Consider the following 24,776-nt stretch of genomic DNA (forward strand, 5'->3'; position numbering starts at 1 on the left):
TAATAAAAGGACGCTCTATGCGTCCTTTTAAAATCCGTATTCACGATATAAATCTTTTCTTCTATCTTTTAAAAAGTGTTGCCACTTCCGGGCCTCATTCAATGTTTCTTTTTCCACTTTTCCCGTAAACACCCCGGGCTCGCTCTCCGCCTTCAGTATAAAATCGCCGTAAGGTCCCACGATGGAGGTGCCGCCGCTTCTGTAATTCCCCTCGTCGTCGGACTTACAGAGGCCGGCGCTCGCGACGAAGCATTGATTTTCCAGGGCCCTTGCCTTTTGTACCATCTCCAAGTGGTGCATCCACTTGCTGGGCCAGGCGAAGGGAGCGAACATAATATCCACCCCTTGTATGGCGTAGCAGCGAATCCATTCGGGAAAGTCCATATCGTAGCAAATAGCCACGCCGCAGGAAATGCCGTCCAGTATAAAGAGACCGATAGAGTCGCCGGCGGCGTAATAATTTTTCTCCTGATCCTGATAGAGGTGAACCTTGTCGTAAACGTGGATCTCTTCTCCACGGCGGTTAAAGACTCGAGAGGTGTTGTAGAGTTTTCCCTCTCGCTCTTCGATAACGCTTCCGCCGACGATGTTCACTTGATGTTTTTTCGCCAGGCGGCTCAATAATCGTTTCGCCTCTTCCCCGTTTTTATCTGCTTGGGCTCGATGGGTGTCCGGATGACCGAAGGCGTTCCACTTTTCCGGCAAGAGGATGGTGTCGGGATTTTCTTTTGCGGCTTCCTCGATCATTTTTTCTACATAGCCATAGGGATCTCCCTGGGCGGCCAAGCGAGCGTCTAATTGTATGCAACTTATTTTCATCATGCTCTCCCTTTTTTATTTAGGTAATAAAAAAGACCCGCTCGGGTCTTTTTCTTATTCTTCGTCGTCTTCCCAGCTTTCTTCTTCTCCCTCGCCGAGGGGTTTCATGGTGGGGAAGAACAGGACGTCGCGAATGCTCGATTGATCGGTTAAGAGCATAATCATTCGATCCACGCCGATGCCGAGACCGCCTGTGGGCGGCAAGCCTACTTCGATGGCGTTAATAAAGTCGTGATCCATGGGGTGGGCTTCGTCGTCGCCTTTTTCCTGATCTTTAACCTGCTCTTCAAAGCGTTCTCGTTGATCGATGGGGTCGTTCAACTCGCTGAAGGCGTTGGCAAATTCCCAAGTATTGATAAAGGCTTCGAAGCGGCGGGTAATGCGAGGATCTTCGGGATCTCTCTTCGCCAAGGGGCTCACTTCTACCGGGTGGCCTGTGACGAAGGTCGGTTGCACGAGTTTTTCTTCGCAGAATTCTTCAAACATTTCGCTGATTACGTGTCCGCGAGTCCAGAAGGGTTGTACATCCAAACCCTTTTCTTTCGCAAGCTCTAAGGCTTCTTCGTCGGTTTCGATACCGGAAAAATCGATGCCCGCATATTCTTTTACGGCATCTTCCATGCTGATCCGCTTCCAAGGCGGCGTCAAGTCGATTTCCGTACCTTGGTATTCGATAACGGGGGATCCCAATACTTTTTCGGCGGCATAAGCAAACATGTTTTCCGTGATGACCATCATCTCGTCCATGTCCACATAGGCTTGGTAAAGCTCGATATTGGTGAACTCGGGATTATGGCGGGAATCCATCCCCTCGTTTCTGAACATTTTACCCATTTCGTAAACTTTGTCGAAGCCACCGACGATCAGGCGCTTCAGGTAAAGTTCGTTGGCGATGCGCATTTGAAGATCGATATCCAGGGCATTGTGATGGGTTAAGAACGGTCTCGCGTTGGCGCCCCCTGCCACATTGCCGAGGATCGGGGTTTCCACTTCCAGGAAGCCCTTATTATCTAAAAATTCGCGAATGGATCTAATAATGGCACTGCGTTTAAAGAAGGTATCCTTTACGTCGGGATCGACGATAAGGTCCACGTAGCGTTGACGATATCTCAGGTCCATATCCTTCAAGCCGTGGAATTTTTCCGGAAGTACTTGAATGCTCTTGGATAAAAGTTCCACTTCTTGAGCTTCTACGGAAATAGCGCCGGCTTCCGTGCGAATAACCTTGCCTCTAACGCCCAGGAAGTCGCCTACGTCGGTACCTTTTACAACCTCGTAGTTTTCTTCCATAATGTTTTTCTTGGCGAAGATTTGCACTTGTCCGTAAGTGTCTTGTAAATCTAAGAAGGCGATCTTTCCGTGGCGACGCTTGCTCATAATGCGGCCGGCGACGGAAACTTCCTTACCTTCCATTTCGTCGAAATTGTCTACGATTTCATTGGTGTAGGTATCGACATCGTATTTTTCCGCGCGGTAAGGGCTGTTGCCTTCGTCGATCAAGCCTTGAACTTTTTCGAGTTTTCTCTGTCTTACTTCACTGCTCTTTTGGCCTTTTGCCATTGTCATCCTCCTGACTTTTATTGGATCGAAATCTTCTTAACTTTCAGTCGAACTTTTCCTTGAGGTACGTCGATTTCGGCGATTTCATCCACTCCCTTGCCCATAAGACCTGCGCCGATGGGGCTTTCGTTGGAAATTTTGCCTTCCAAGGGATCGGCTTCGGCACTCCCCACGATGCTATAGGTATCTTCGTCGCCGCTATCTAAATCTTCTACATCTACTGTAGAGCCGACATTGACTATTTGATCGTTTAATTCGTTGCCCTTAATGACTTTCGCATTGCGCGCCATGTACTCGAGTTTTGCGATGCGCTCTTCCACTTGGGCCTGTTCGTTTTTCGCTTCGTCGTATTCGGAGTTTTCCGATAAGTCGCCGTAGCCTAAGGCCACTTTGATTTGCTCCGCCACTTCTTTTCGACGGACGGTTTTTAACTGCTCGATCTCGTCCTCGATTTTTTGTAAACCCTCTTCTGTAATTAATACTTCATTATTATTTTCCGGCATAATGTCACTCCCTAAATTTGGTTTTTTCTTATTTATTAAGAAAGGACCCGCATCGGGTCCGCATAATCATTCGCCCTATTATATAAAAAATCCCATTCTATGTCAATTCTAAGGCTGCGGGCTCAGGAGCTCGTCGAGATAAGCTTCGATCTCTGCGGGGTCGGTCAGTTGTAAAAGGGCGCTTCGATGGCGCTTGGCGTGTTCAAATCCCTTTAAATAGCCGATGAAGTGTTTCCGCATTTCCACAACGCCTAAGTGTTCCCCTTTTTCTTCGATGCTCATTCTCAAATGCTCTTTCGCCAGGTCGACGATTTCTTCTTCTCTTAAGGGAGTGATCGCTTCGCCTCTCAGGGCCTCTCCCATTTCCCGGAAGATAAAGGGATGGCCGATGGCGCCTCTTCCCACGGCAACGCCTAATATTCCCTCTTCCCTAAAGTGCATGGCATCTTCCCCCGTGGTAATGTCGCCGTTGGCAATGACGGGAATGGAAAGACTTTTCGCCATGCGACGGATAAAATCCCAGTCCGCCTCGCCGGAATAGTAAGCCTCTCTGCTTCTGCCGTGAACGGTAACAAAGGACGCCCCTTCTTCTTCGGCGATTCTTGCTATGGCCATGCCCTCTTCGTCTCCTTCTAAAAAGCCTTTTCGAACTTTTACGCTTACGGGAACGGGTGAGGACTTTACGGAAGCGCGAATAATTTTCCGCGCCTTCTCCGGTTCTTTTAAGAGGGCGCTTCCGCTGCCGGTTTTGACGATTTTCGGCGCCGGACACCCCATATTGATGTCGATGCTTCTATAAATTTTTAGGGAGTCTCCCAAAGATTCGATTACGGAGGCGAACTGATCGCCGTCGTCTCCGAAAAGCTGTAGCGATACGGGAGCTTCTTCGGGGGAAACGATCATCAGGCGCTTAGTTTTTTTATCCCCGTAATAGAGTGCCTTTACGCTTACCATTTCCGTAGTGGAGTAATCCATGCCGAAACGGCTGCAGATCACGCGGAAACTTCTGTCGGTGTAGCCCGCCATCGGGGCCAATGCAACTGTAAAATCCATTAGTTGTTCATATCGTAGACGATGCGGAGGCCGTCCATGGTAAGGTCCCGATCGATGATGATATTGTACTCGCTGTCGGAAACGAGGAGATTGGAGAATCCTCCCGTAGCGATAATATGCACATCGGAGGGATCTTTTTCAATCTCTTCGCAAATATGTTTTACGATGCCGTCGATCATAGTAGAGAAACCGTAGTAGAGGCCGTTTTGCATACTGCTTACTGTAGTCTTGCCGATGACTTTTTCGGGCTTGATAATTTCGATCTTCGGAAGTTTCGACGTTCTCGACACGAGGGCTTCGGCGGAAATGCTGATGCCCGGCAAAATCAGTCCGCCTAAGTAATTTTTCTTTTCGTCCACGACGCAAAAGGTAATAGCCGTTCCGAGATCGATAATTATACAGGGTCCGCCGTAACGCTCCACGGCGGCGATGGCATTGACGATGCGATCGGCGCCTACTTCTTTCGGATTGTCGTAGCGAATATTAATGCCTGTCTTGACGCCGGCGCCGACGATCATCGGGTATTGATGAAAGTATTTGACGATCATGTTCTGCATGGTATGCATAATGTTCGGCACGACCGAAGACATGATCACCGCTTCAATGTCCACGGGCTTCAATTGTACATTGGCGAGCATCTCCGTCACCAGCATGCCGAATTCATCGCTGGTCTTTTTTTGATCTGAGGAGATGCGCCAGTCGTGGATCAGTTCCTTACCTTTAAAGGCGCCGAACACAATATTTGTATTTCCTACATCGATTGCTAATAACATATTTCACCTGATTCTTTCGATTTATTTTTTAGCATACCACGCGCTCACAACACCTGTGGAGACGATGGTTGCGATAATGCCTTCCGGCACGCCCGACGTAGCGATGGTGCCGAAGATCACCGTATTGACGAGCTCCTGAGAAGCGCCCATGGCTTCCACAAAACGCTCGGCAAAGAAAATATAAATGCCCGTCATCACCATGGCGGAGTGGATCACCGTGGCGAGAAAGGACGCCAGCACCACCGCCGAGCTCTTCGCTTCCGAGCGGGCAAGCAAATATAAGAGGCCGAGAGAGAGGAGAAGAAAGGCGATGTTTAATGCAAAGCCCGCGCCCATTTTCTCCGCACCTACGTTTTTTATAATGCCCACTATTAAAAATCCGATAACCGCGATCCAGGCGATCATGCCGAGGATTTTCAACCGCTTGCCGTCGATGCGCTTAAAGGCGGCGAAGAGAACATAGGCGATGAGTCCCAGCAAAATACGGGGCGCGATGGATATCAGGGGATTATAAAACACGAATGAAATAGGTGTAGGCCGCGTAATGGCATTAAAAAGAGAGCTTAAGCCGAATATAAGCCCGACGAAAGCGCCGACCACGGGCCCTTCGATAAAGGCGGCGATGAGAACAGGAATGTGCATAGTCGTGGCATTTAAGGGCCCGATGGGCACAAAGCCCAAGGGCGTCATACCGAGTACCACGGTAATGGCGCCGAGGATACCGATGACGACGATCTGACGGGTCGACAGTTTATTAGATTTTTTCTTCAATTGATACCTCCGATCCGGCTCGTTCCGATGCCGGTCAATTACTTAATAGGGCGTTTGCCACCGCTCGCGCGACCACTTTCGGCATATATACTTCCGCCAACTGCGGATCGCATTCTTTTTCATTAGTCGCTACTGTAAAAATCGTGTCCCCGTCCAGGGATGTGTGTACGGGCACGATGGATCTTGCCAATCCGTTATGGCTTATGGACGCCAGTTTACAAAGTTCGGTTTTCGAAAATCTTCCGTCCGTAGCCACGACAGCGAGGGTGGTGTTTTGGTGTTTGCCTTTTTCAAAATCTACCCGCCCTTCGGCGAGAGCTTCTTCCACGGAGAAAGCTTTACCGTCTACTACGGGCTCGGCGAGCCACTTCTCCCCTTCTACATCGTAAATGTTTCCGAAGGCGTTCAGAGCCACCATGGCCGCAAAGGTAACGCCTCCTACTTTAATCGAGGCGCTTCCCACGCCGGATTTCACGGCGTATTCGACACCCATGCTCTTGGCCACCGTAGCGCCCGTTCCCGCGCCGACGATGCCCTGCCTCTTTTCGTGCACGCTTGCCCTTTTATATGCGTCGAGCCCCATGGCCCTATCGGGCCAAGCGTCGGCGGATTTATAGGTGAGGTCGAATAACACGGCCGAGGGCACAATGGGCACGACGCCCACGCCTACATCGAAGCCGATTTTATCTTCTCTCAGACCTCGCATGACGCCGCTCGCCGCTTCCAGTCCGTAAGCGGAACCGCCGCTTAAGACGAAAGCGTGAACCTCGTCCACGGCGTAGGTCGGATTTAAGAGCACACACTCCCGCGTGCCCGGCGCGCCGCCTCGAACGTCGACACCTGCCGTATTGCCTTTCGGCGGTAAGATCACCGTGACCCCCGTTCCCTTTTCGAGATCTTCGGCGTGTCCCACGGCGATGCCTTTAACGTCGGTAATATACCCACTGTACATGGAATCCCTCCAAACGTTTAGATTATATCATATTTCTCCTAAACTCCCGGAAACTCTTTACGTCACATTTTATTATCTCAGAGATAGGGGATAATTCCCATAATCACCGTGCCATTTTTAAAATGAAAAGTATCTTTTTATCTAAGCTTCAGATTTTGTTGGAAACCCCCTACTCTTCAAGGCACCTTTTGGTATAATAAGACATTATAAAGGAGGTTTCTATGCCTAGAAAAAGTGGACAGACGAGGCGCGAAGATAATACTCTGCGCTGGAGCTCTGCCTTTAAAATCATCTTGTTATTATTTATTATTGCGGGCATTACTTTGGTAGGCATTGCCTTTTCCTATGCCATTACCGCCATCAGCGAATCACCGGAAATCGATCCGAAAAATGTTCGTGCCGCCATTGCCGAAACATCGGTGGTGCGGGATAAAGACGGCGAAAATGTGGAACGGCTCGTTCAAAACGAATACAGTCAATGGGTCTCCATCGATCGTATGCCCGAGCATTTACAAGAGGCTGCCGTCGCCATTGAAGACCAACGCTTCTATGAACACGGTGGCGTAGATTTCAGACGCCTTATTTCCGCCACCATCAGAAACCTGCAGGATATGGACTTCAGCCAAGGGGGCTCCACCATTACTATGCAGGTGGCGAAGAACTTATACACCTCGCCTGTAAAAAGTTACGCGAGAAAGTTCCAAGATATTTACTATGCTTTCCAATTGGAGAGCAATTTGTCGAAAAAGCAAATTCTCGAAGCCTATCTTAACTCCGCCGCCTTTTCTAAAGGCACCATCGGCGTAGAGGCAGCGGCCAAATCGTTCTTCAATAAGGATGTAGAGGATCTTACCCTGGCCGAATCCGCCATGATCGTCGGCATTACCAATCGCCCTTCGGAATACACCCCCTATAATGTGGCGCCCATTGAGGAAGGCGAGGATCTGGAATCTATCGATCTCGCCCTGATTCCCGCTACGGAAAAAACGGGAGAGGAAGAGGAAGTAGGCGAAGGTACCCGCGAACTCGCCGACAGACTGGCCGAAGCGGATCTTATCGATCCCTTTGAAAAGAACCAAATTAAATCCGGCGACATTATTGTGGGCAAGGCCATCCCCAATCCCACCAGTAAAAAACGCCAAGAGCTGATTCTGCACAAAATGAATTCTCTCGGCATGATCGACGAATCCACGATGAAAGACGCCATTAACGAACCCATCGATTTAAACCTTGGCGTCCGCACGACAAAGGGCATTTCATCTTATTATGTGGATGCCGTAAAAGACGAAGTCCTCGCCATTTTACGGGCCCAAGGCCATAAAGAAGAGGATGCTCAAAATATTCTCTATAACGGCGGCCTCGTCATCGAAACGCCTTTGGATTTAAATGTTCAAAAAATTCTGGAAGATAAAGTGGCACAAAACACGTTCTTCCCCGGTCGCCACACGGATAAAAACGGTATTATTCAGCCTCAAGTAGGTATTACGGTTATGAATCACCAGACGGGCCAAGTAGTGGCCATTGTCGGCGGACGGGGTATCGGCGGAAATAATATTTTAAACCGCGCGAAAAACCCGAGACAACCGGGATCGTCCATTAAGCCCATCGGACCCTACCTCGCCCTTTTAAATGAAGGAGGCACGGCGGGAGATGTTTACCGCGACCTTCCCCGTCCGGGCGGGTGGCCGAAAAACTCCACGGGTTACCAAGGCTACGCCACGGTACGCAATCTGATTCGTAACTCTTCGAACGTAGGAGCTGTTCTCGTAGGGAAAGGTTTGGCAAGCGACGAAAATGCGGCAAGCCGCATGATGATCGACAATCTGAAAAAGATGCAGATTTCAACCATCGTCACGCCGGAAGATGACGAGCGCTACGTTAATATCGACGCGCAAAAATACAACGACGTGAACCTGGCATCCCTTACCCTGGGCGGCATGACCGTGGGCATCAGTCCTCTGGAAATGGCTGGCGCCTTCAGCACCTTCCCCAATGGCGGTGAGTTTATTAAGCCTTCTTTCGTCGACAAGATTACGGACAAATCCGGCAAGGTTATCTTTGAAAATGAAAGAGAAACCACGGAAATCACCTCGCCGCAAAACGCCTATATCATGACCTCCATGCTCGAGAGCGTCGTTAAAAGAGGTACTGGTACCTACGCTAATTTCAGCGGACAGGCCATCGCCGGTAAAACCGGTACGACCAACAGCAAGCGGGACAGCTGGTTTGTAGGCTATACTCCCTACTACACCGCATCCGTTTGGATCGGCAACGACGACAATACGCCTCTTTGGGACCACTCCCGTATGGCGGCCAATTTATGGCGTTCCATTATGCGCGATGTCCACAAGGATTTGGAATACAAAGACTTTACGGCGCCGGAAGACGGCTTGTATAAAAAGTATATCCCCGTCGCCGGTTATACGGAAATCTTCGCCGAGGGTACTTCTCCCAAGGGACTTAAAAATCTCTACAGAAATATTCCCCCGAAACCGAAGAAGGTCGAAAAGAAAGAAGACGATCAAGACAAGGACAATAAGAATTCAAGCGGCAACAGCTCGAGTAAGACCGGGCAAGGATCCGGAAGTTCCTCAAGCGGCAGCGGCAATTCTTCTAAAAAATCTCAATAATCAAAAAAGGAGTTTCCTTCGGGGATTTCACTTAAGGATTTTCTGAAAAACGATTATTTTTGAGCGAAGGCTTCAAATGGAAACGAAAACAACCGACTACACAAGAGTAAAAATGCTCCTGCGTAGTCGGTTTTTCTTTGTCACTATTATGTGGTTTAATAACTTGCTATTCTGTAGCTTTAGAGTGATATATGTACATACCAAAATTAAGGAGGTACATAAACCATGATGATAAAATATAACATCAAAGACAGAAAGTCTTTTGTAAAGGCACTTGAAGAAATTACTGGGGCGAAGGCAAAATACCTTTATGTGCCTTCCTTGCTTTTGAGATGGGCATTTTCACCGTAACCCGTGAAGGTAACCTTGACTATGACGATGAAGCCAACACAGCTGATATGGAACGTGTGCTTGAAAAACTCGCTCAGAAGGGCTACCACGCAGAACAGCCGGAAGGCACAGAACTTACCATTACCTTACCTAGCGATTGTGTGAACACTGATATCTTTAACAACCTGTTTACGGCCAAGAGTAGCCTTATCAAAAATGCTCTAGATAACGCCAGCCTTCCGATTGAGGTAACCAAGGATAAGGTTTTATTTCCTTGGTTTGCCACAATACCTGAGCCTGATAAGGTGACAGCATACACACAGTTGATTTCTGCCCTTTGTAAAATAAGCAGGGAACAGAAACGCATATTGGCAAAGGAAAAGCCTGTGAATAATGAGAAGTACGCTTTCCGGTGCTTTCTATTGAGGCTTGGTTTTATCGGTGACGAGTTCAAAACCACAAGGAAAATCCTCCTACAGAACCTTTCCGACAACGGAGCATGGAAATCCCAATAAACTTGCTTCTCAAAAATGGGTAGCAAGCTATATCTTAAAAACGAGAAACAGTCCCAAACCAGTTGATTCGCTTGGGGCTGTTTGTTGTTATTCCATAGGTTGAACTTGTGTATCAATAAAAGCTATTTCTTCTGCGGAAAGTTTATATCTTGAGAAGGATTGTTTATCGATACTTGCAATAGAGTCAGTCCAATCGATGTCGGATTTAGAAGTAAAATCTTGAATTGGAATATATGACCAATTACCGACAGGGTTATGCTGTGTTTTCTTGCAAAGACCCAGTAGGGCTCTAGTAAATTTAGTTTTTTACATATTTCAAAAGGTTCTGAGCTGCTAGCTCCGTATCTAGGCATCCAATACTAATAAATGTTGGTGTTGCAGATTCTCCCAGAATAGCAACTCCTGAGGTGCTAAGTGTTTCACCAAAAGCACCAGAGCCGTTTGATTTAGGAACAAAAACTTTGAATTTATCGATATTATTATTTTCTAGATATCTAGGAGTCTTATACTTTCTTTCAATACATCGATATACTCGTTTTCCTTCTAATAAACTTAAAAGCTTGTAATGGCTTACGCAAGCTTTGGACTTATCGGAAAAGGCAAAATCAATCACATCAAATGAAGAAGATTTAAGTTCAAATTCTTCATTAGTAGATAAAGAAGTTACATCAGGATATTTTTTCTGAATTGCCCTAATTCTTGCATCAGCCGAATCAGGATGAGCCTTTAAGAAACAATCATTAAATTTGAGGTCTGAACGACCTCCATACATAATAGACGATAGGTTGTATTTAACATTTTATGGAAATGCTGTGAAAACGATCTTAGCAATTCATTAGGAATGAACTTTTTAATAGATCCATAATCAGTATAGTCATCGCTTAAAAGAATAGCTACACCGCCTTTGATACCAACAGATGGGAATACATCCTTTGAATCACCAAAATAACCTATCACTGTTAAATGCGAGTCATCTAGCATTTTCTTGTTCCAAATTTTAGCTATTTGACCAGCATAAAACAAGAAACGAGCCGGCATAATTAAAGACACCACTTTAGATATAGCAGTAGCGCCATCCCAGAAATAAGGATAGATAGGAGCTTTCTTATTATTGTTTGCTCCTTCTTCCTAATATGACAGATTTCCAACTACGGCATCAAATTCATTTCACCTACTCCTTTCCCCAGAAGTTTCCACGGAGCACACGTTTGCGGAACTGATCGGGTTTATTTCTTATAGTATTTGATAGGTCATCAAAGCAATGGGCATTTACCTTTTACTTGCTATACCCTGTAAGTGTTCTGTTGGTGATTGCCTTCGATATTGGTGTTTTACAGATGACAAATACATTCTCTTCAACAGCCTTGTTCCAGAGTGCCTGCTTTTTTTCAAGAGACAGCTTTTTATCCCCCAATGCATCAAGCTTTGTTCTGTAGCAGCTATATGTGACATAAAGAGGATAAAGACCTGTTTTACTGTTGATTTCAAGAATCTGTGCATCCTTCTTGCCAAAGGTTCTCTTTGTCACTTCACCTCGGTTTACGAAACGAGTTGTGTCCGAGGTTTCATTATACTGTTCATCCCAGAAGTCCCATCCACCGAGTGTGTCGCTCATGTGCATATTCACGAGAACAAAACAATAAATTTTATACATTTTAACGGCACAGCCGCTTAGGGTACGAAACTCATACTCAGAGTTACGAAAATGAACAAGAGGTACGAAAACTAATGCGCTAACCCTAAAACAAAAGGGACTGACTGCAAACATGAGCATGCAGGAGTCCCCCTTTTAATAATAATTGAAGTTGCTAAATTAAAATAAATTTGTTCAACTGAGTTGCCAGTTACTTGTCTTATTGAGTATTTTCTGGAAATCTTTATATATTCCTTCTTCTTCTATTAACTGTTCATGCGTTCCCTGCTGTACCAGCTTTCCTTGGTCTATAACTAAAATATTGTCAGCGAACTGTATTGTGTTTAGCCTGTGGGCAATAACGATCAATGTTTTTCCTTTGACCAAAGCGGATATGGCTTGTTGAATTAAATGCTCGTTTTCAGGATCAACACTGGCAGTTGCTTCATCTAATATAACAATAGGTGCATCTTTTAGTATTGCACGAGCAATGGATAAGCGTTGTTTTTCTCCTCCTGAAAGTGTCGATCCGCCTTCGCCAAGCATCGTGTTATAGCCGTTTGGTAAATTCTCAATAAATTCATGACAAGCGGCCTTTTTGGCAGCTTCCTTAATCTCCTCGATGCTGGCTTCCGGTCTGCCGAAACGAATGTTGTTCAATATCGTGTCATGAAACAGATAGACATGCTGAAAAACGATCGAAATATATTGCAGCAGAGTATCACAAGTCATTTCTCTGATATCATGTCCATCGATAGAAATAGACCCATGATTGACATCATAGAATCTGGCAAGCAAATTACAGAGTGTTGTTTTACCGGAACCGGAGGGTCCCACGATGGCTAAAGTTGAATTTTCGGGAAGAGAAAAGCTCACATTCTCGATAACATTTTTGTGATCGTAAGCGAAAGATACGTTCTGATAAGAAATATCAAAATTGTTTAAAACGATGTCTTTTGAATCTTCGTCGATATAGTTTGCCGTCTTAATTGTTTGAAGTTTGTCCAGCGCTGCTCGCATCATTTCCAAGGTGTGAGAAGCATCGGTTACCGTTTCCAAACGAGCAAACATAACAAATGAAAAGATCACTATCATGAGCATGATAGGCAGAGAAATTTCACCGTGAATGGTTTGAAGGCATACCATAAAAGCGATTGCTACGGAGGTCAATTTTAGGCTTAACTGATAAAGACCGTTCGTCCACATGTAAGCATTTTCTATTTTGATGTTGATGTCACGTTGATCGGAAAAAGATTTTTGTAGTTCCGCAACGGCGCTTCCTGATCTCCCATATGATTTAATAACCGTTATTCCACGGATAAATTGGAGTGTTGCGTTAATCATGCTATCATTGGCTTTCTGGCGCACCGCTGTGTTTGCCCGGCTATCTTTCACCAGTCGGCGCTGGAAAAATGCAGAGCATAATACACCCACTAAAGCAACAGCTGCCACTTTCCATGAGAAAAAAAGGATGCATAGAATCATGGCAAGAGTCTGCAAACAAGCTCCGATAACCGTATCCGTCATCTTCATGGCATACAATTCTAAAACAGATAAGTCGGTTGTAACTGCTCCCGCAATTTCACCGGTCTTGTGACGATCAAAAAAGCCAAGGGAAACTCGCTTTAATATATCGCCTATCTCGATGCGCTCCTCGGCTGTTTTTTCATAAGCAATGCTTTCTTGAAAAACAGCCCGCAGAAAGGAGAAGAAGAAACGACCTAAAACACAGAAAACCATAAACAAAAGCGCCCATAAAGCTTCCTTTGTGTGCAAACTCCTGAGCCCTGCCGTATCCTGCAGCATAAGGTTCAGAACATAAGCCGCTCCCATCAAGGGAAACGCAATAAAGAAATTCTCTAATAACGACCAGACGATGCCCCAGTAAAATCTTTTTTTATAAGAACCTGTCCAATCAACGATACGTTTGATCATGGTAAACATTTATTTATCCGCTCCTTTCTCTTGATTGGATGCCGCCCATGCTTTGGCCCCAACATGTGCTTCCCACATGGAGCGGTAAAGCGAGCAAGCCTTCAGAAGTTCATTCTGCGTTCCTTCCGCCACTTTTGTGCCTTCCTGCAAAACAACGATTTTGTCGGCATTTTTTATGGTAGAAAGCCTATGGGCAATCACTAACAGCGTCTTGCCACGCGTTAGTTCATTAATCGATTTTTGGAGTTGAAGTTCATTTTCCGGATCAGTAAATGCGGTTGCTTCATCCAAAACAACGATAGGGGCATCTTTTAGTATTGCTCTGGCAATCGCTAAACGCTGTTTTTCACCGCCCGACAGTTTATCCCCCGCTTCTCCAGCCGGCGTGTCCCAACCTTGTTCTAAACGTGAAATAAACTCTTCACATTGTGCCATATGAGCAGCCTGAAACACCTCTTCTTTTTTTGCGGCCGGATTGCCTAAGCGGATATTTTCAAAAAGGGACATATTGAAAAGAAAATTATCCTGAGAAACATAGCTGATGAGTCCTGAGAGCTGTTCAAGTGGCAAAGAGCGTATATCCTTTCCTCCGATACAAATACATCCCTGATTCACATCCCAAAAACGCAAAAGCAATCGAGATAAGGTAGATTTTCCTCCGCCGGAAGGACCTACCAAAGCTACGAAAGATTCCTCGGGTATTTCTAAAGAAAAATCTTTAACGATAGGTGCTTGAGCCTCTTCATAAGAAAATGTGACATCCTTATATGAAATGTCATAACCGGACAGTTCTTTCGATTCTTTTTCTTCCGGAAGCTCTTGCAAGTCTAAGATTTTCTGAACATCCAGCAGAGCGTATTCAATGGATTTATAGCTGTTGACAGCTGTCGTAAAGTATGAAACGGGGCCTACCAGACTTAAGGAAAGGATGATGGTAAGCGTTAGTTCAGCAGGTGTTAGATTTCCTGTAGCATAAAGCAAGATACCTGCCGGAAGAATGCCTAACAGTGTGCTCGGCAGTATCGCCGCTGCAAAATTCATCAGCGGCCAAGTGGAGCGAAACCAATCTAAAGTAAAATCTTTAAAGGACGTAATCGCATTCGTATATTTTTTATAGGATTTACTGGATTGATTAAAAGCCTTGACAACCTCAATGCCTTCCACATATTCCACAATCACACTGTCCACTTTTTTAGAAGCTTTCATATAGCTGTCATATTTGCTGTTAAATGTCTTCATGACGATCGCATAGGCGAGCACGCCAAAAGGAATGCAGGCAACAGATGCCAATGCGACTTTCCAATTCCATACCAGCATGAAAATAAATACGATAACAGGAAAAATCAGATTCGATAAGCCTTCCGGAATCAAGTGTGCCAAAGGTAATTCAATCGTTTCTACACGGTCAACAATAATGCTCTTGAGTTCACCGGCGGTTTTTCCTGTTACAGTTCCAAGCGGCAATCGCATTAATTTATCGGTCAGTCGGCTTCGTATATTTTTAAGAATATGGTAGGCGGCATGATGAGACCGATTCGTTGAGATTGTGTGAAACAAGACTTTAAGGCCATATCCTACGACGCACAAAAGGAACCAAGGGACAAGTGAATGCACAGAAATTTGACTGCTATCTTGTACTTTTGAAAAAAACACAAGAAGGACTTGATAGATCCCAAAATAAGGCAAAAAACCACAGAAAACGCTTAGCACGGCAAATAGAATAGATAGTATAAACTGTGGTTTCGCACTGTCTGCAAAAGACAGAATAATCGGCAATATTCTTTTTTTGCTTTTCAAAATAAAAACACCTCATTTCAAAACTGTTTTGGTCGAAGAGAATTCAACGTATTCTCTACAACAGTTTATGAAATAAGGTGTGGTCCGTTCCACCCTCTAATGGGAAAACAACCCCGTTCAGACAAGAGTTTTTCTATAGTCTCGTGGCGTTAATCCACGAAGGGACTTGAAGGCAGCTGAAAACTTGGATGGGTTTTGGTAGCCTAAATCATTCGCAATTTCAAGTATGCTCTTCGATGAATCTTGTAAGAGCAAAGCCGCTACATTAACGCGATACTCTTTCATATAGGCATAAATCGATTTTCCATAAATAATTTTGAACGCTTTTTTCATAGATGTGAGTGGCATATCAATGAAACTCGAGCATTCGGTTAACGTATAAAATCGGTCAAGATGTGAAGTCAACCTTTTTTCCAAAGATTTGATCTTAGTTACTTGAGCGAAATTTAAAAAGTCGTTTTGTTGTTTTGCCAAAGAAATATCCATACCATCCAAATTAAGAAGAAGTTCTAATACCTTAATTTTCAGATAAGGCACTCTATCTTTTTCAGGAATTTGATAAATTTCGGCTAAGATATGGTTCGTTTGTGGATTGGACCGCATAATAAAGGTTTCATAGCCTTTTGATGTTCTACAGAATTTGTTTTTCAAATTTTCCACATCTACCGGAAATCCGTTTAATAATGTCCTTATCGTCTCAGAACCCTGTGGAAATAGAATGCTGATTGTGATTCCGTGATAGTGTTTAAGTGGAAAGTAAAACTCTCCGTAATGCTGGGTGCGTACTTCCATCTGCAAATCACCAGCACTGATATAAGTGTACTTTTCCGGATGAATGCTATTTTCTATTCTTCCTTCTTTACAGTAATCAATGGTGAACATCGATTGATGTGGCTTGAAAGCTGAGTAACAAGTTTTGAGATGAAAGTCATTAAAAAGTACAAAGACGCCTTCGAAAAGGGAGTAGCAAGTCATCGTCCCCGAGCCGGTTTCATCATGCAAAAAAAAGATCGAACTGCCATCTTCTCGTTTCTGCATTTTGATATTATCTCCCATATTGCCTAGGGCGTTCATTGTCATGACTCCTCCTCTCTAAAAAAAATCTGCAATTTCTGCACTGTCGTCTGGTTCAAATCATATTGCTCCTTAATTCGCCCATCCTTCATTTCAACAATATGCTGACAGGCAAGAGCGATAAACTCCGGATCATGAGTAATAATTAAGCATGTTTTTCCTAAAAGAATTATCCTCTTTATAATTTGTGCAAAACGCTGCATGTTTTCCAAATCAAGACCACTGGTCGGCTCATCAAAGATTAAAACATCTCGATTACTCATCAGAGCGGAGGCTACTGCAACACGCTGCTTTTGCCCTCCTGAAAGAGACATGGGATGTTCATCTTTAAAGCCATCCAGATGGAGTTCTTGGAGTATTGCCTCGGCTGCAGAATGATTTTCTTCTTCCTGAGAAATCAAAAGCTCTTCCATAACCGTTTCTGTAAACAACTGATGATTCACTTCCTGTTGCACAAGATAGGTCAGATCACGTCTTCTTTTAGGTGGAAAAGTCTTGTTTTTATAGATCAGTTTGCTTTTATCTTTTTTCACCAGTCCGCAAAGAAGTTTGGCAAAAGTGGACTTGCCGGCACCGTTTGAACCTATGAGAGCTGTTGCCCTTCCCAGAGGAAGTTGAAACTTCGGAATATTCAATACGCTTTGCGTATTGTGGTAGGAAAAATTCACATCGTAAAGCTCTAAAAAATCTTTCGTCGGCGATAATGGATCAGAAGCTCCAAATGAAAGCTGTTTTATGTCCGGAATACGTATCCCATGCGTTTCATAAAACGAACTCGGTAACTCGAAAAACTTAACGCCTTGATAGTCTCCGATCATCTCGCCGGCATCAAGCAATACCACACGATCCACTAAATTTTTTAAATAATGGATGCGATGCTCGGCAATAACGATTGTTTTTCCCTCATCTTTCCAAAATTGTATCATCCCTTGCAAATTTGCGATAGCGGAAAAATCAAGATTAGCACTTGGCTCATCCATAAGAACAAGATTGGGAGAAAGCACAGCCACAGAGGCACAAGCAATTTTTTGTTTTTCTCCGGAAGAAAGATGAAACAAACTCTTTCCCATCAATCTCTCAACATGCAAAGAGGATACGATTTTGTTAAAGCGCAATCGAATATCTTCTTTTGACATACCTAAATTTTCACAGGCAAAAACCAGTTCACTATCCGTATCTACATTAAAAAACTGGCTGCGGGGATTTTGAAATACGCAGCCAACAATCGGCGCGAGTTCATACAGAGCAAGCGTTTGTGGACTTTTACCAAAAACAGATACACTTCCCAAACTTTTCCCTTCATAGTAATGAGGAATAAGTCCATTTAAAGCTCGTATTATGGTCGTCTTACCACATCCGGACATTCCCGTTAAAAGAACGCATTGACCGTCAGGGATTCTCAGATTGATATTTTTAACTGTACTTTGGTCAGAGGATGTATAGGAAAAAGAAAAATTTCTTATTTCTATCATGACGAACCTCCAATCTTATAAAAGATAAGTACACACAAGCTAACCAGGCAAAGCATCAGAAATAGTATATCCTGCAAATGGAATCCAATTTTACAGACATTGGTGCGCCTAATCGGCGCGCCTAAGCCACGTGTTAAAGCAGATGCGGAAAGTTCGTCACCGATTTTTACGCAGGACACCATCAGCGGAACCAGACGATATTCCACAGTTTTCCACGGTTTTGAACCATCTAAAGAGATGCCTCTCATTTTCATTGCATCGGCTATGGCGTGATACTCTTCCAAGATGGTAGGAAAAAAGCGAAAAACAACGGAAAGTGGAATCGTAATCTGGGCAGGTACACGCATGCGTTCCATTGCTGCCATAAACTCGCTGATTTTCGTTGAGCTGAGCAAATAGGTACCCATGGCAAGCCCCGGCATCATGCGAACAAAAATACCGCAAAAAGCCACCAACAGAAAACCTAAAAATCCGGTAACGAGCGGCAAAAGATATATCTGCCCTACATAGGCCGCTATGAATAAAATGGCATATATGGAGGCATATTTCCACCTGCTTTCAATAAGAAACAGTATAAAGGGAACGGATATAAGGAGTATTCGAATCGGAGCCAGCCAATATCCATGTCCTCCTCCCACAACGACAGCAGCGATGGTAAAAACAAGAAGTATTTTTGTTCGAGGATCAAGAAATTCTTTTTTTGATCGCGTTTGAATAGGCTGCATGATAGATTAAACAATCCCGGCGCGTTCGAACTGTTTTTTTAGAAGGGAACGTCCAATCAAAGCACCAAGGATGCCCGCGATAAACATGCCTACAAGTAATGGGATCAAACTCCAGTCCGGGATAAGCTTCATAAGTGCATCCGCATATGCCTTTCCGTAACCGCCTTGTGCTAAATTTTGATAATAAGCATCACGGCTAATAACAATAGGAATATAGTTGCCGATCAGCCATATTGAAAAAATACCTTTGCTGAGAATTACTTTTTTTGCACTGGAATAATCCGAGGATTTTAATAACAAATCCGCTAAAAGGCCTGCGATAAGTCCGGTGAAAGGTGCATATACGCCCATTCCCATGACCCCGATTAGTAGTCCAAGCAAAAATCCCATAATGGTTATAAGCCCAAACTTTTTCGTTTTGCTCACAAACAACACATACGGAATACCGTCAATAAGCGGCACGATGATGCCTAAAAGCGGAATAAATATTGGTATGTAACCCAGCATTGCTACTGACATGCAAAGAGCAAACATAATGGCAGTAAAAATACCTGTAGTGATCAAATCTTTTGCTTTAATGCCAGATGATTTTTTCATACGATTAACCTCCTTTGAGTTAGAATAAGCTGACTTAGCACATTTGATTAAACCTCTTTAAGGGCATTTCATTCAACCCTGATTAAAATAAAAAGCTCCATTCGGACATTTTATAGAGCCTTGATTTCTGAGCCGTTTCTAAATATCACGCGGATATCGTCTTTTCCATACACCGTGATATGATCTACAAGAGCACAGAAGCTCTGTTCATCGAATGTTTGCAGAAGCCTGTCTTGTTTTTGTAGCTGCTTCAGGCAGAACTTGATATCGGCTTTTGTCGCCTGCATCTTTTTGAGCTTTCCTTCGTCCTTCGCTAAGGCCGCCTTTTTTTCATTGTAGAAGCATTCCATATCCTCGTACTTTGCTCGGTACTCGCTCTTGTCTTGCGGGATGGAGGCATTTTGGCGGATGAAGTCTTCAATCATCTTGGCACAGACATCCATCTCACTTTCCAGCTTGGCTTTTTCGCCTTCCAAGGTACGAGTATCATAAACGCCTCCGACAATCTCATGAAAGCTATTAAGAATCTCATCTTTATTCTCTATGAGCTTGTTGGCCACAGAAAGGACGGCGGCTTTTAGCTCCTCATCGGTAAGATGCACGCCGTTTTTTACAGGGGGAGTTTTTCTTGCAGTGCCTGTTGCATTGCCAAATGACCTGCTTGTATTTGTCGTTGGAATGCCAGACTTTTGAACCGAGCCTTGTACAGCATTCTCGGCAGTAGACCTTACCGGAGAAAAGTCTCATGCCACTGTGTCTTCCTTTTTCGTTTTTGCGTCTTTCCATCTCGCGTTGTACGAGTTCCCACACCTCCGGTTCAATGATGGCTTCGTGGTTTCCGGAAACATAGTACTGCGGAATTTCGCCTTCGTTTGTCTTGTGCTCTTTGGTAAGAAAGTTCATGGTAAAGGACTTTTGCAGGAGCGCATCGCCTTTGTATTTTTCGTTGGTAAGGATGGATTTGATGTTACTTGGGTTCCAGCGAGGTTCTCCTGCAGGTGACGGAATACCGACTTCGGTCAGAGCCTTTCCATTGAGGTGGTAGGTTTTTCCCTGCAAGTACATCGCATAGATGCGTTTGACGATTTTTGCCTGTTTGGGATTGACGACGAGGTTTTCGTCTTTTCCGCGGTCATAGCCTAAGAAACGTTTGAAGGGCACGGTCACTTTGCCGCCAGCAAAGCGCTTCCTTTGACCCCAGGTGCAGTTCTCGGATATTGAGCGAGACTCTTCCTGAGCAAGGCTGCTTATGATGATAATCAAAGCTCGCCTTTGGAGTCAAAGGTCCATATATTCTCTTTTCAAAGAAGCACTCGGTGCCGTGCTCTTTAAGCTTTCGGATAATGGTTAAGCTGTCCACGGTATTTCTGGCAAAACGCGAGGCCGATTTGGTGACGATAAGATCTATTTTTCCGTCAAGGGCATCTTTGACCATGCGTTTGCAGCCCTCTCGCTTTTTGGTATTGGTACCGGTGATCCCTTCGTCGGTGTAGACACCCGCAAATTGCCAGTCATTTCTGGCTTTAATGTAATTTGTGTAGCAGTCTACCTATGGCTCGTAGCTGGTAAACTGCTCATCGGAGTCCGTTGAGACGCGGGTATAGGCTGCCATGCGGCGTTTGCGTGAAGTGGTGAGCGGTGTTTTGGAGAAAGGTTTGATGCTGTCGGGTATCGTGGTTACATGTTTGGCCATAGCTTCTCCTTTCGTATCGGTTTGTGCCGCTCTGACGCGTGGCATTCTTTGATGGATGCTTCGTATGCTGTTCCTCTTCCCACTTGTGTCCTTCGTGCGTGGGTTGGATCAGCTTGCGAGCAATTTCCTTTCCATCATAAAAATGAAAGATATGGTCTTCTCGGCTAAGGACGCTGATATAGTTGATCTTCGAAAGAAAAATAGCGTCATCGAATGCATCAAGACCTAATACCTCTGCGGTAAGTGAGCGCAAAAAGTCGTCTCTGAATCCTTTGGTGTCACAGCCGTTATGTTCGGCACATCGCCAGTATGTGCGTTTTCGCTGGGAGATGTTGAACAGTTTTGTGTTTGTGCGCAAAAATTGCATCCGCAATGTTCGCGTCGGATTTTAGTTGAAAAGCAGGTGACGTCCTAGCGTTTCATGGCATGAGTGCGCCTATATTCTGAGGCGCGTTTGCGCGCCACATCATCCCACGATCCTTTTTTAGCGTTATTTTCCCAAGTTTCGGTGACGCTGTGACCGTCTTTGAAATGAAAAATGAGAACCCTTTGTTTGGGTACCGTGATTTTATCGATTTGCTCATTAAAAACAGCATCATCAAAATCCTCAAGACCGAGCACTTTGGCACAGCAAGTTTTAAGGATTCGATCCGGGATGGCTTTTGCCGAGCACGTACTGTACTTTTTCTTGCTGATGCCGCATACCCAGCTGATGACTTTATCCCCAAGATTGGAGTGCTTGGCACGGTTGTTTCGGACGTTTCGCATATAGCTTTTCCCGCACAGCTCACATTTGATTTTTCCGGTTAAGCAGTAGATATTCAGGCTCTTGTTTGCCCGAGGTCCCAGAGCACGTCTTCTTGCTATCTCTTCTTGCACATAGTCGAAAGTTTCCTTGTCGATAATCGCTTCATGGATGTTTGCGATGAAATACTGAGGAAGCTCACCGTGGTTTTCTTGCGCTTCTTGGTAATGGGATCTTCGACAAACTCTTTTTGACAAAGCAAATTTCCCGTATAAGTGACATTGATCAGAACAACCTTAATATTGGAGTCCGTCCAGCGGTTGCTCTTTCTGGTTGTAATGCCTTCCTCTGCAAATTCACACTCGGTATCAAGGCGGGATTTTCCATCACGGAAGTTTTGAAAGATGCGCCGTACGATCTTTGCTTCTTCAGGAATAACAACCAGGGTGTCATCCTTCCAGCCGTAGCCATAGATGCTATTTCGCGCGTTCGGGTTTCCTTCGGACATGCGTTTTCGGTTGGTCCATTTAACGTTGCGCTCTAGAAATAAACGTGCGTACAGTGTAGAGTTTAAGTTAGAAGCCATTACACGCTACGAAACGAGCGAATGCAGTTTCCAACAATTGGCCCTTGAGCTCGGTTTAACGAATCCATCCATGATCGTTAACTGGCGTAGGCAGTACCGAGAGGAGGGTCTTGAGGGTCTGCGACCACATAAGCGAGGGAGACCTGTGACGAAGAATAAAGATCGCAAACAGACCAGAAAACCCTTAAACGAGAGCGAACCTCTTGATGCATCCACACGGGAAGCATTGGAAAACCGCATCAAGGAATTAGAAGCAGAAAATCGGAAACTTACCATCCAAAAGATGTTCTGGGAACAGCTAAGGAGTTTGGAACGGGAAGAAGCAATGAACAAAAGGCGAGGATCGTCGCCAAACTCTGAGAACAATTCCAACTAACCGAGATCCTCGTCGCCATCAACTTTCCCAAATCCACCTTTATGTACTGGCAGAAAAAGTGGTGCGCAGAAGATAAAAACCAAGCTTTAAAAGATGAAATCTCGTCTATCCGGCGCGAACACAAAGACTACGGCTACCGAAGGATCCACCTGGAGTTGAAGAACCGGGGTTGGGCGGTCAACAAAAAGAAAGTCCAGCGACTGGTTCAGGTGATGGACCTTCAAGTCCACTCCTATGGAAGAAAATACAAGAAGTACAACTCGTACAAAGGCGTCATCGGCAACATCAAAAAGAATCGAATCAATCGACGCTTTAATACCTCCATCCCCTACCAAAAAATTACCACCGACACCACAGAATTTAAATACTACGAAGAAGATCAAACCGGGAAACTTCAAACAAAGAAACTCTACCTCGATCCGTACATGGACCTGTACAATCTGGAAATCATCAGCTACGTCCTCTCCGATCAGCCCAACGGCGACACCATGCTACGAGGCTTAGAAGAAGCCATTGAACGGACGAGCAGCTGCCCCTACCGACGCACCTTCCACTCCGATCGCGGGTGGGGCTACCAAATGACCGCCTATCAAGCCATGTTGGAAGAACACCACATCTTCCAAAGCATGTCCAGAAAAGGCAACTGCTACGACAACGCACCCATGAAAAACTTCTTTAGCGTCTTGAAAAGAGAAATCTATGACGGCTATGTCTACCGAAGCCGGAGAGAACTCGTCCGGTCCATCGAGTGCTTTATTCGCTACTACAACAACGATCGAATCAAAGAAAAGTTAGGAGGTTTGAGTCCGAAACAATACCGTGAAGGCATGCAATCCGCATAGAAAATAAGTTATGTAAAACAAAATCGAGCAAGCGAAATGCTTACTCGATTAAGTCCAACTTTATGGGGTCACTCTATCCTTTTCGGTCTCTTTACAGAATATCTACTTCTTCTCCGGCGAGGGCCTTGTTCATGCTGCGAACGGCGCAGAATTTACCGCACATGGAGCAGGTTTCTTCTACTTCCGGGGAGCGGTCGTCCCGTACGGCCTTGGCATGTTCGGGATCCATAGCTTCTTTAAACATGGCATCCCAATCCAATTCTCGACGGGCCTTGCCCATGCGGTCGTCGGCATCACGGGCGCCGGGAATACCCTTGGCGATATCGGCGGCATGAGCGGCGATCTTCGACGCCATAATGCCTTGTTTAACATCGTCCGCATTGGGAAGAGCCAAGTGTTCCGCCGGGGTTACGTAGCAGAGGAATGCGGCGCCGCTCATAGCTGCCACAGCCCCGCCGATGGCGGCGGTAATGTGGTCGTAGCCCGGAGCGATATCGGTAACGATGGGCCCGAGTACGTAGAAGGGAGCGCCGTGGCATAGGCTTTGTTGAATTTCCATATTGGCCTTTACTTGATCGAGGGGCACGTGTCCCGGACCTTCCACCATGACCTGTACATCTTTTTCCCATGCGCGGAGGGTCAATTCGCCTAAACGCACGAGCTCTTCGATTTGAAGAATATCCCCCGCATCGGCGAGACATCCGGGGCGCGCCCCGTCGCCCAGGGAGATGGTCATGTCGTATTCTCTACAAATATCTAAAATTTCGTCGTAATACTCGAAGAAGGGGTTTTCGTTCCCGGTCATGCTCATCCATGCAAAGACTAAGGAACCGCCGCGGGAGACGATATTAGTCGTACGGCCGAAACGCTTTAATTGTTCCACCGTGCGCTTTGTAAGACCGCAGTGAAGGGTTACAAAGTCCACGCCGTCTTCCCCGTGCGCGCGAATAACATCGAGGAAATCTTGTGCCGTCAGTTGGCCCAGGTCTTTTTGGTGGTAGATGACGGAGTCGTAAATAGGCACGGTGCCGATCATGGCAGGGCATTCCGAGGTCAATTTGCGGCGGAAGATTTTCGTATCGCCGTGAGTGGAAAGGTCCATAATGGCGTCGCCACCGAGATCGACGGCGTATTGCACTTTCTTCAGTTCTTCGTCGAGATCGGAGACGTCTTTGGATACGCCGAGATTAACATTGATCTTCGTCTTTAACATGCTGCCGATGCCCGTAGGCTTAATGCATTTGTGGTTCTTGTTGGCGGGAATGGCTACCTTACCTTCCGCCACCCAGCGACGAATATCTTCTACATCGCGGTTTTCGTATTCAGCAACGGCTTTCATTTCCTCGGTAATAATACCTTTTCTTGCGGCGTCCATTTGTGTCGCGTAGTTCATTT

At 45.3% G+C, this 24,776-nt stretch carries 23 protein-coding genes and 3 pseudogenes; 4 read left to right on the forward strand and 22 right to left on the reverse strand.

The features are described from left to right. Window positions 1-27 precede the first annotated feature (27 nt). From PEPTYR26121_RS05560 to PEPTYR26121_RS05590, 7 genes are all read right to left on the reverse strand, one after another. Window positions 28-819: a nitrilase-related carbon-nitrogen hydrolase gene (locus PEPTYR26121_RS05560; RefSeq protein ID WP_180500086.1), complete on the reverse strand. Its 792-nt coding sequence runs from the start codon at window positions 817-819 to the stop codon at window positions 28-30. A gap of 54 nt (window positions 820-873) precedes the next feature. Continuing rightward, complete coding sequence (lysS, locus tag PEPTYR26121_RS05565; RefSeq protein WP_180500088.1) at window positions 874-2,385, reverse strand: lysine--tRNA ligase; 1,512 nt, start codon at window positions 2,383-2,385, stop codon at window positions 874-876. 11 nt (window positions 2,386-2,396) lie between these two features. After that, on the reverse strand, window positions 2,397-2,882 hold the full coding sequence (greA, locus tag PEPTYR26121_RS05570) for a transcription elongation factor GreA (RefSeq protein ID WP_180500090.1): 486 nt from the start codon (window positions 2,880-2,882) through the stop codon (window positions 2,397-2,399). 108 nt (window positions 2,883-2,990) lie between these two features. Then, window positions 2,991-3,935: a tRNA dihydrouridine synthase gene (locus tag PEPTYR26121_RS05575; RefSeq protein ID WP_180500092.1), complete on the reverse strand. Its 945-nt coding sequence runs from the start codon at window positions 3,933-3,935 to the stop codon at window positions 2,991-2,993. Next, complete coding sequence (locus PEPTYR26121_RS05580; protein ID WP_180500094.1) at window positions 3,935-4,708, reverse strand: type III pantothenate kinase; 774 nt, start codon at window positions 4,706-4,708, stop codon at window positions 3,935-3,937. The genes PEPTYR26121_RS05575 and PEPTYR26121_RS05580 overlap by 1 nt, the downstream gene beginning before the upstream one ends. Window positions 4,709-4,729: 21 nt before the next feature. Then, on the reverse strand, window positions 4,730-5,479 hold the full coding sequence (locus tag PEPTYR26121_RS05585) for an ECF transporter S component (protein WP_180500096.1): 750 nt from the start codon (window positions 5,477-5,479) through the stop codon (window positions 4,730-4,732). 34 nt (window positions 5,480-5,513) lie between these two features. Further along, window positions 5,514-6,431 (reverse strand): P1 family peptidase, encoded by a 918-nt coding sequence (locus PEPTYR26121_RS05590; RefSeq protein ID WP_180500098.1) that lies wholly within the window; start codon window positions 6,429-6,431, stop codon window positions 5,514-5,516. Between the two features lie 221 nt (window positions 6,432-6,652). On the opposite strand from PEPTYR26121_RS05590, the gene PEPTYR26121_RS05595 reads away from it, so the two are divergent. Together PEPTYR26121_RS05595 and PEPTYR26121_RS05600 are read left to right on the forward strand one after the other, a co-directional pair. Continuing rightward, on the forward strand, window positions 6,653-9,061 hold the full coding sequence (locus PEPTYR26121_RS05595) for a transglycosylase domain-containing protein (RefSeq protein WP_180500100.1): 2,409 nt from the start codon (window positions 6,653-6,655) through the stop codon (window positions 9,059-9,061). Between the two features lie 398 nt (window positions 9,062-9,459). Then, on the forward strand, window positions 9,460-9,906 hold the full coding sequence (locus PEPTYR26121_RS05600) for a hypothetical protein (protein ID WP_218956327.1): 447 nt from the start codon (window positions 9,460-9,462) through the stop codon (window positions 9,904-9,906). Between the two features lie 298 nt (window positions 9,907-10,204). Here the strand turns inward: PEPTYR26121_RS05600 and PEPTYR26121_RS05605 are convergent, their stop codons facing one another. From PEPTYR26121_RS05605 to PEPTYR26121_RS09280, 14 genes and pseudogenes are all read right to left on the reverse strand, one after another. Further along, window positions 10,205-10,678: a hypothetical protein gene (locus PEPTYR26121_RS05605; RefSeq protein WP_180500102.1), complete on the reverse strand. Its 474-nt coding sequence runs from the start codon at window positions 10,676-10,678 to the stop codon at window positions 10,205-10,207. Then, a pseudogene (locus PEPTYR26121_RS09275) lies at window positions 10,633-11,010 on the reverse strand (Eco57I restriction-modification methylase domain-containing protein); the annotation flags it as partial. The pseudogene PEPTYR26121_RS09275 and the gene PEPTYR26121_RS05605, both read right to left, overlap by 46 nt. Before the next feature lie 172 nt (window positions 11,011-11,182). Continuing rightward, window positions 11,183-11,680, reverse strand: a complete 498-nt coding sequence (locus PEPTYR26121_RS05615; RefSeq protein ID WP_180500104.1) for a hypothetical protein — start codon at window positions 11,678-11,680, stop codon at window positions 11,183-11,185. A 54-nt stretch (window positions 11,681-11,734) separates the two neighbouring features. Then, window positions 11,735-13,483, reverse strand: a complete 1,749-nt coding sequence (locus PEPTYR26121_RS05620; protein ID WP_180500105.1) for an ABC transporter ATP-binding protein — start codon at window positions 13,481-13,483, stop codon at window positions 11,735-11,737. Next, on the reverse strand, window positions 13,484-15,271 hold the full coding sequence (locus PEPTYR26121_RS05625) for an ABC transporter ATP-binding protein (protein WP_180500107.1): 1,788 nt from the start codon (window positions 15,269-15,271) through the stop codon (window positions 13,484-13,486). It abuts the gene before it with no gap. Window positions 15,272-15,388: 117 nt separating this feature from the next. After that, complete coding sequence (locus tag PEPTYR26121_RS05630; protein ID WP_180500109.1) at window positions 15,389-16,351, reverse strand: helix-turn-helix domain-containing protein; 963 nt, start codon at window positions 16,349-16,351, stop codon at window positions 15,389-15,391. Further along, the gene (locus PEPTYR26121_RS05635) at window positions 16,348-17,817 is read right to left on the reverse strand and encodes an ABC transporter ATP-binding protein (protein WP_180500110.1); all 1,470 of its coding nucleotides are present in this window, start codon (window positions 17,815-17,817) and stop codon (window positions 16,348-16,350) included. The genes PEPTYR26121_RS05630 and PEPTYR26121_RS05635 overlap by 4 nt, the downstream gene beginning before the upstream one ends. Next, complete coding sequence (locus PEPTYR26121_RS05640; RefSeq protein ID WP_180500112.1) at window positions 17,814-18,542, reverse strand: energy-coupling factor transporter transmembrane component T; 729 nt, start codon at window positions 18,540-18,542, stop codon at window positions 17,814-17,816. The genes PEPTYR26121_RS05635 and PEPTYR26121_RS05640 overlap by 4 nt, the downstream gene beginning before the upstream one ends. Before the next feature lie 6 nt (window positions 18,543-18,548). Beyond that, window positions 18,549-19,139 (reverse strand): MptD family putative ECF transporter S component, encoded by a 591-nt coding sequence (locus PEPTYR26121_RS05645; protein WP_180500114.1) that lies wholly within the window; start codon window positions 19,137-19,139, stop codon window positions 18,549-18,551. A 110-nt stretch (window positions 19,140-19,249) separates the two neighbouring features. Continuing rightward, a complete protein-coding gene (locus PEPTYR26121_RS09140; protein WP_246285902.1) occupies window positions 19,250-19,741 on the reverse strand; it encodes a hypothetical protein in 492 nt (163 codons plus the stop codon). Next, a complete protein-coding gene (locus PEPTYR26121_RS09145) occupies window positions 19,725-20,402 on the reverse strand; it encodes a recombinase family protein (RefSeq protein WP_246285903.1) in 678 nt (225 codons plus the stop codon). Before PEPTYR26121_RS09145 ends, PEPTYR26121_RS09140 begins: the two co-directional genes overlap by 17 nt. Before the next feature lie 43 nt (window positions 20,403-20,445). Further along, window positions 20,446-20,667, reverse strand: a pseudogene (locus PEPTYR26121_RS09150) (recombinase family protein); the annotation flags it as partial. A 21-nt stretch (window positions 20,668-20,688) separates the two neighbouring features. Next, entirely contained in the window at window positions 20,689-20,832 is a 144-nt protein-coding gene (locus PEPTYR26121_RS09155; RefSeq protein WP_246285904.1) for a hypothetical protein, read from the reverse strand. Between the two features lie 411 nt (window positions 20,833-21,243). After that, a pseudogene (locus tag PEPTYR26121_RS09280) lies at window positions 21,244-22,163 on the reverse strand (recombinase family protein). On the opposite strand from PEPTYR26121_RS09280, the gene PEPTYR26121_RS05665 reads away from it, so the two are divergent. Both PEPTYR26121_RS05665 and PEPTYR26121_RS05670 read left to right on the forward strand, forming a co-directional pair. Further along, entirely contained in the window at window positions 22,111-22,539 is a 429-nt protein-coding gene (locus PEPTYR26121_RS05665) for a helix-turn-helix domain-containing protein (protein WP_180500117.1), read from the forward strand. The pseudogene PEPTYR26121_RS09280 and the gene PEPTYR26121_RS05665 sit on opposite strands and share 53 nt — an antisense overlap. A gap of 41 nt (window positions 22,540-22,580) precedes the next feature. Next, window positions 22,581-23,381, forward strand: a complete 801-nt coding sequence (locus PEPTYR26121_RS05670) for an IS3 family transposase (RefSeq protein WP_246285905.1) — start codon at window positions 22,581-22,583, stop codon at window positions 23,379-23,381. Window positions 23,382-23,472: 91 nt separating this feature from the next. Here PEPTYR26121_RS05670 and thiC read toward each other — a convergent pair whose 3' ends face one another. Next, the gene (thiC, locus tag PEPTYR26121_RS05675; RefSeq protein WP_180500119.1) at window positions 23,473-24,774 is read right to left on the reverse strand and encodes a phosphomethylpyrimidine synthase ThiC; all 1,302 of its coding nucleotides are present in this window, start codon (window positions 24,772-24,774) and stop codon (window positions 23,473-23,475) included. Window positions 24,775-24,776: the final 2 nt, after the last annotated feature.

This window comes from Aedoeadaptatus nemausensis, assembly GCF_903819165.1.
GTDB lineage: Bacteria > Bacillota > Clostridia > Tissierellales > Peptoniphilaceae > Aedoeadaptatus > Aedoeadaptatus nemausensis.

Coding starts and splice junctions, on each gene's coding strand:
- PEPTYR26121_RS05560 (WP_180500086.1), bottom strand. CDS start 819: ATGAAAATAAGTTGCATACAATTAGACGCTCGCTTGGCCGCCCAGGGA.
- lysS (WP_180500088.1), bottom strand. CDS start 2,385: ATGACAATGGCAAAAGGCCAAAAGAGCAGTGAAGTAAGACAGAGAAAA.
- greA (WP_180500090.1), bottom strand. CDS start 2,882: ATGCCGGAAAATAATAATGAAGTATTAATTACAGAAGAGGGTTTACAA.
- PEPTYR26121_RS05575 (WP_180500092.1), bottom strand. CDS start 3,935: ATGGATTTTACAGTTGCATTGGCCCCGATGGCGGGCTACACCGACAGA.
- PEPTYR26121_RS05580 (WP_180500094.1), bottom strand. CDS start 4,708: ATGTTATTAGCAATCGATGTAGGAAATACAAATATTGTGTTCGGCGCC.
- PEPTYR26121_RS05590 (WP_180500098.1), bottom strand. CDS start 6,431: ATGTACAGTGGGTATATTACCGACGTTAAAGGCATCGCCGTGGGACAC.
- PEPTYR26121_RS05595 (WP_180500100.1), top strand. CDS start 6,653: ATGCCTAGAAAAAGTGGACAGACGAGGCGCGAAGATAATACTCTGCGC.
- PEPTYR26121_RS05600 (WP_218956327.1), top strand. CDS start 9,460: ATGGAACGTGTGCTTGAAAAACTCGCTCAGAAGGGCTACCACGCAGAA.
- PEPTYR26121_RS05605 (WP_180500102.1), bottom strand. CDS start 10,678: ATGTATGGAGGTCGTTCAGACCTCAAATTTAATGATTGTTTCTTAAAG.
- PEPTYR26121_RS05615 (WP_180500104.1), bottom strand. CDS start 11,680: ATGCTCATGTTTGCAGTCAGTCCCTTTTGTTTTAGGGTTAGCGCATTA.
- PEPTYR26121_RS05620 (WP_180500105.1), bottom strand. CDS start 13,483: ATGTTTACCATGATCAAACGTATCGTTGATTGGACAGGTTCTTATAAA.
- PEPTYR26121_RS05630 (WP_180500109.1), bottom strand. CDS start 16,351: ATGACAATGAACGCCCTAGGCAATATGGGAGATAATATCAAAATGCAG.
- PEPTYR26121_RS05635 (WP_180500110.1), bottom strand. CDS start 17,817: ATGATAGAAATAAGAAATTTTTCTTTTTCCTATACATCCTCTGACCAA.
- PEPTYR26121_RS05640 (WP_180500112.1), bottom strand. CDS start 18,542: ATGCAGCCTATTCAAACGCGATCAAAAAAAGAATTTCTTGATCCTCGA.
- PEPTYR26121_RS05645 (WP_180500114.1), bottom strand. CDS start 19,139: ATGAAAAAATCATCTGGCATTAAAGCAAAAGATTTGATCACTACAGGT.
- PEPTYR26121_RS09155 (WP_246285904.1), bottom strand. CDS start 20,832: ATGGCCAAACATGTAACCACGATACCCGACAGCATCAAACCTTTCTCC.
- PEPTYR26121_RS05670 (WP_246285905.1), top strand. CDS start 22,581: ATGTACTGGCAGAAAAAGTGGTGCGCAGAAGATAAAAACCAAGCTTTA.
- thiC (WP_180500119.1), bottom strand. CDS start 24,774: ATGAACTACGCGACACAAATGGACGCCGCAAGAAAAGGTATTATTACC.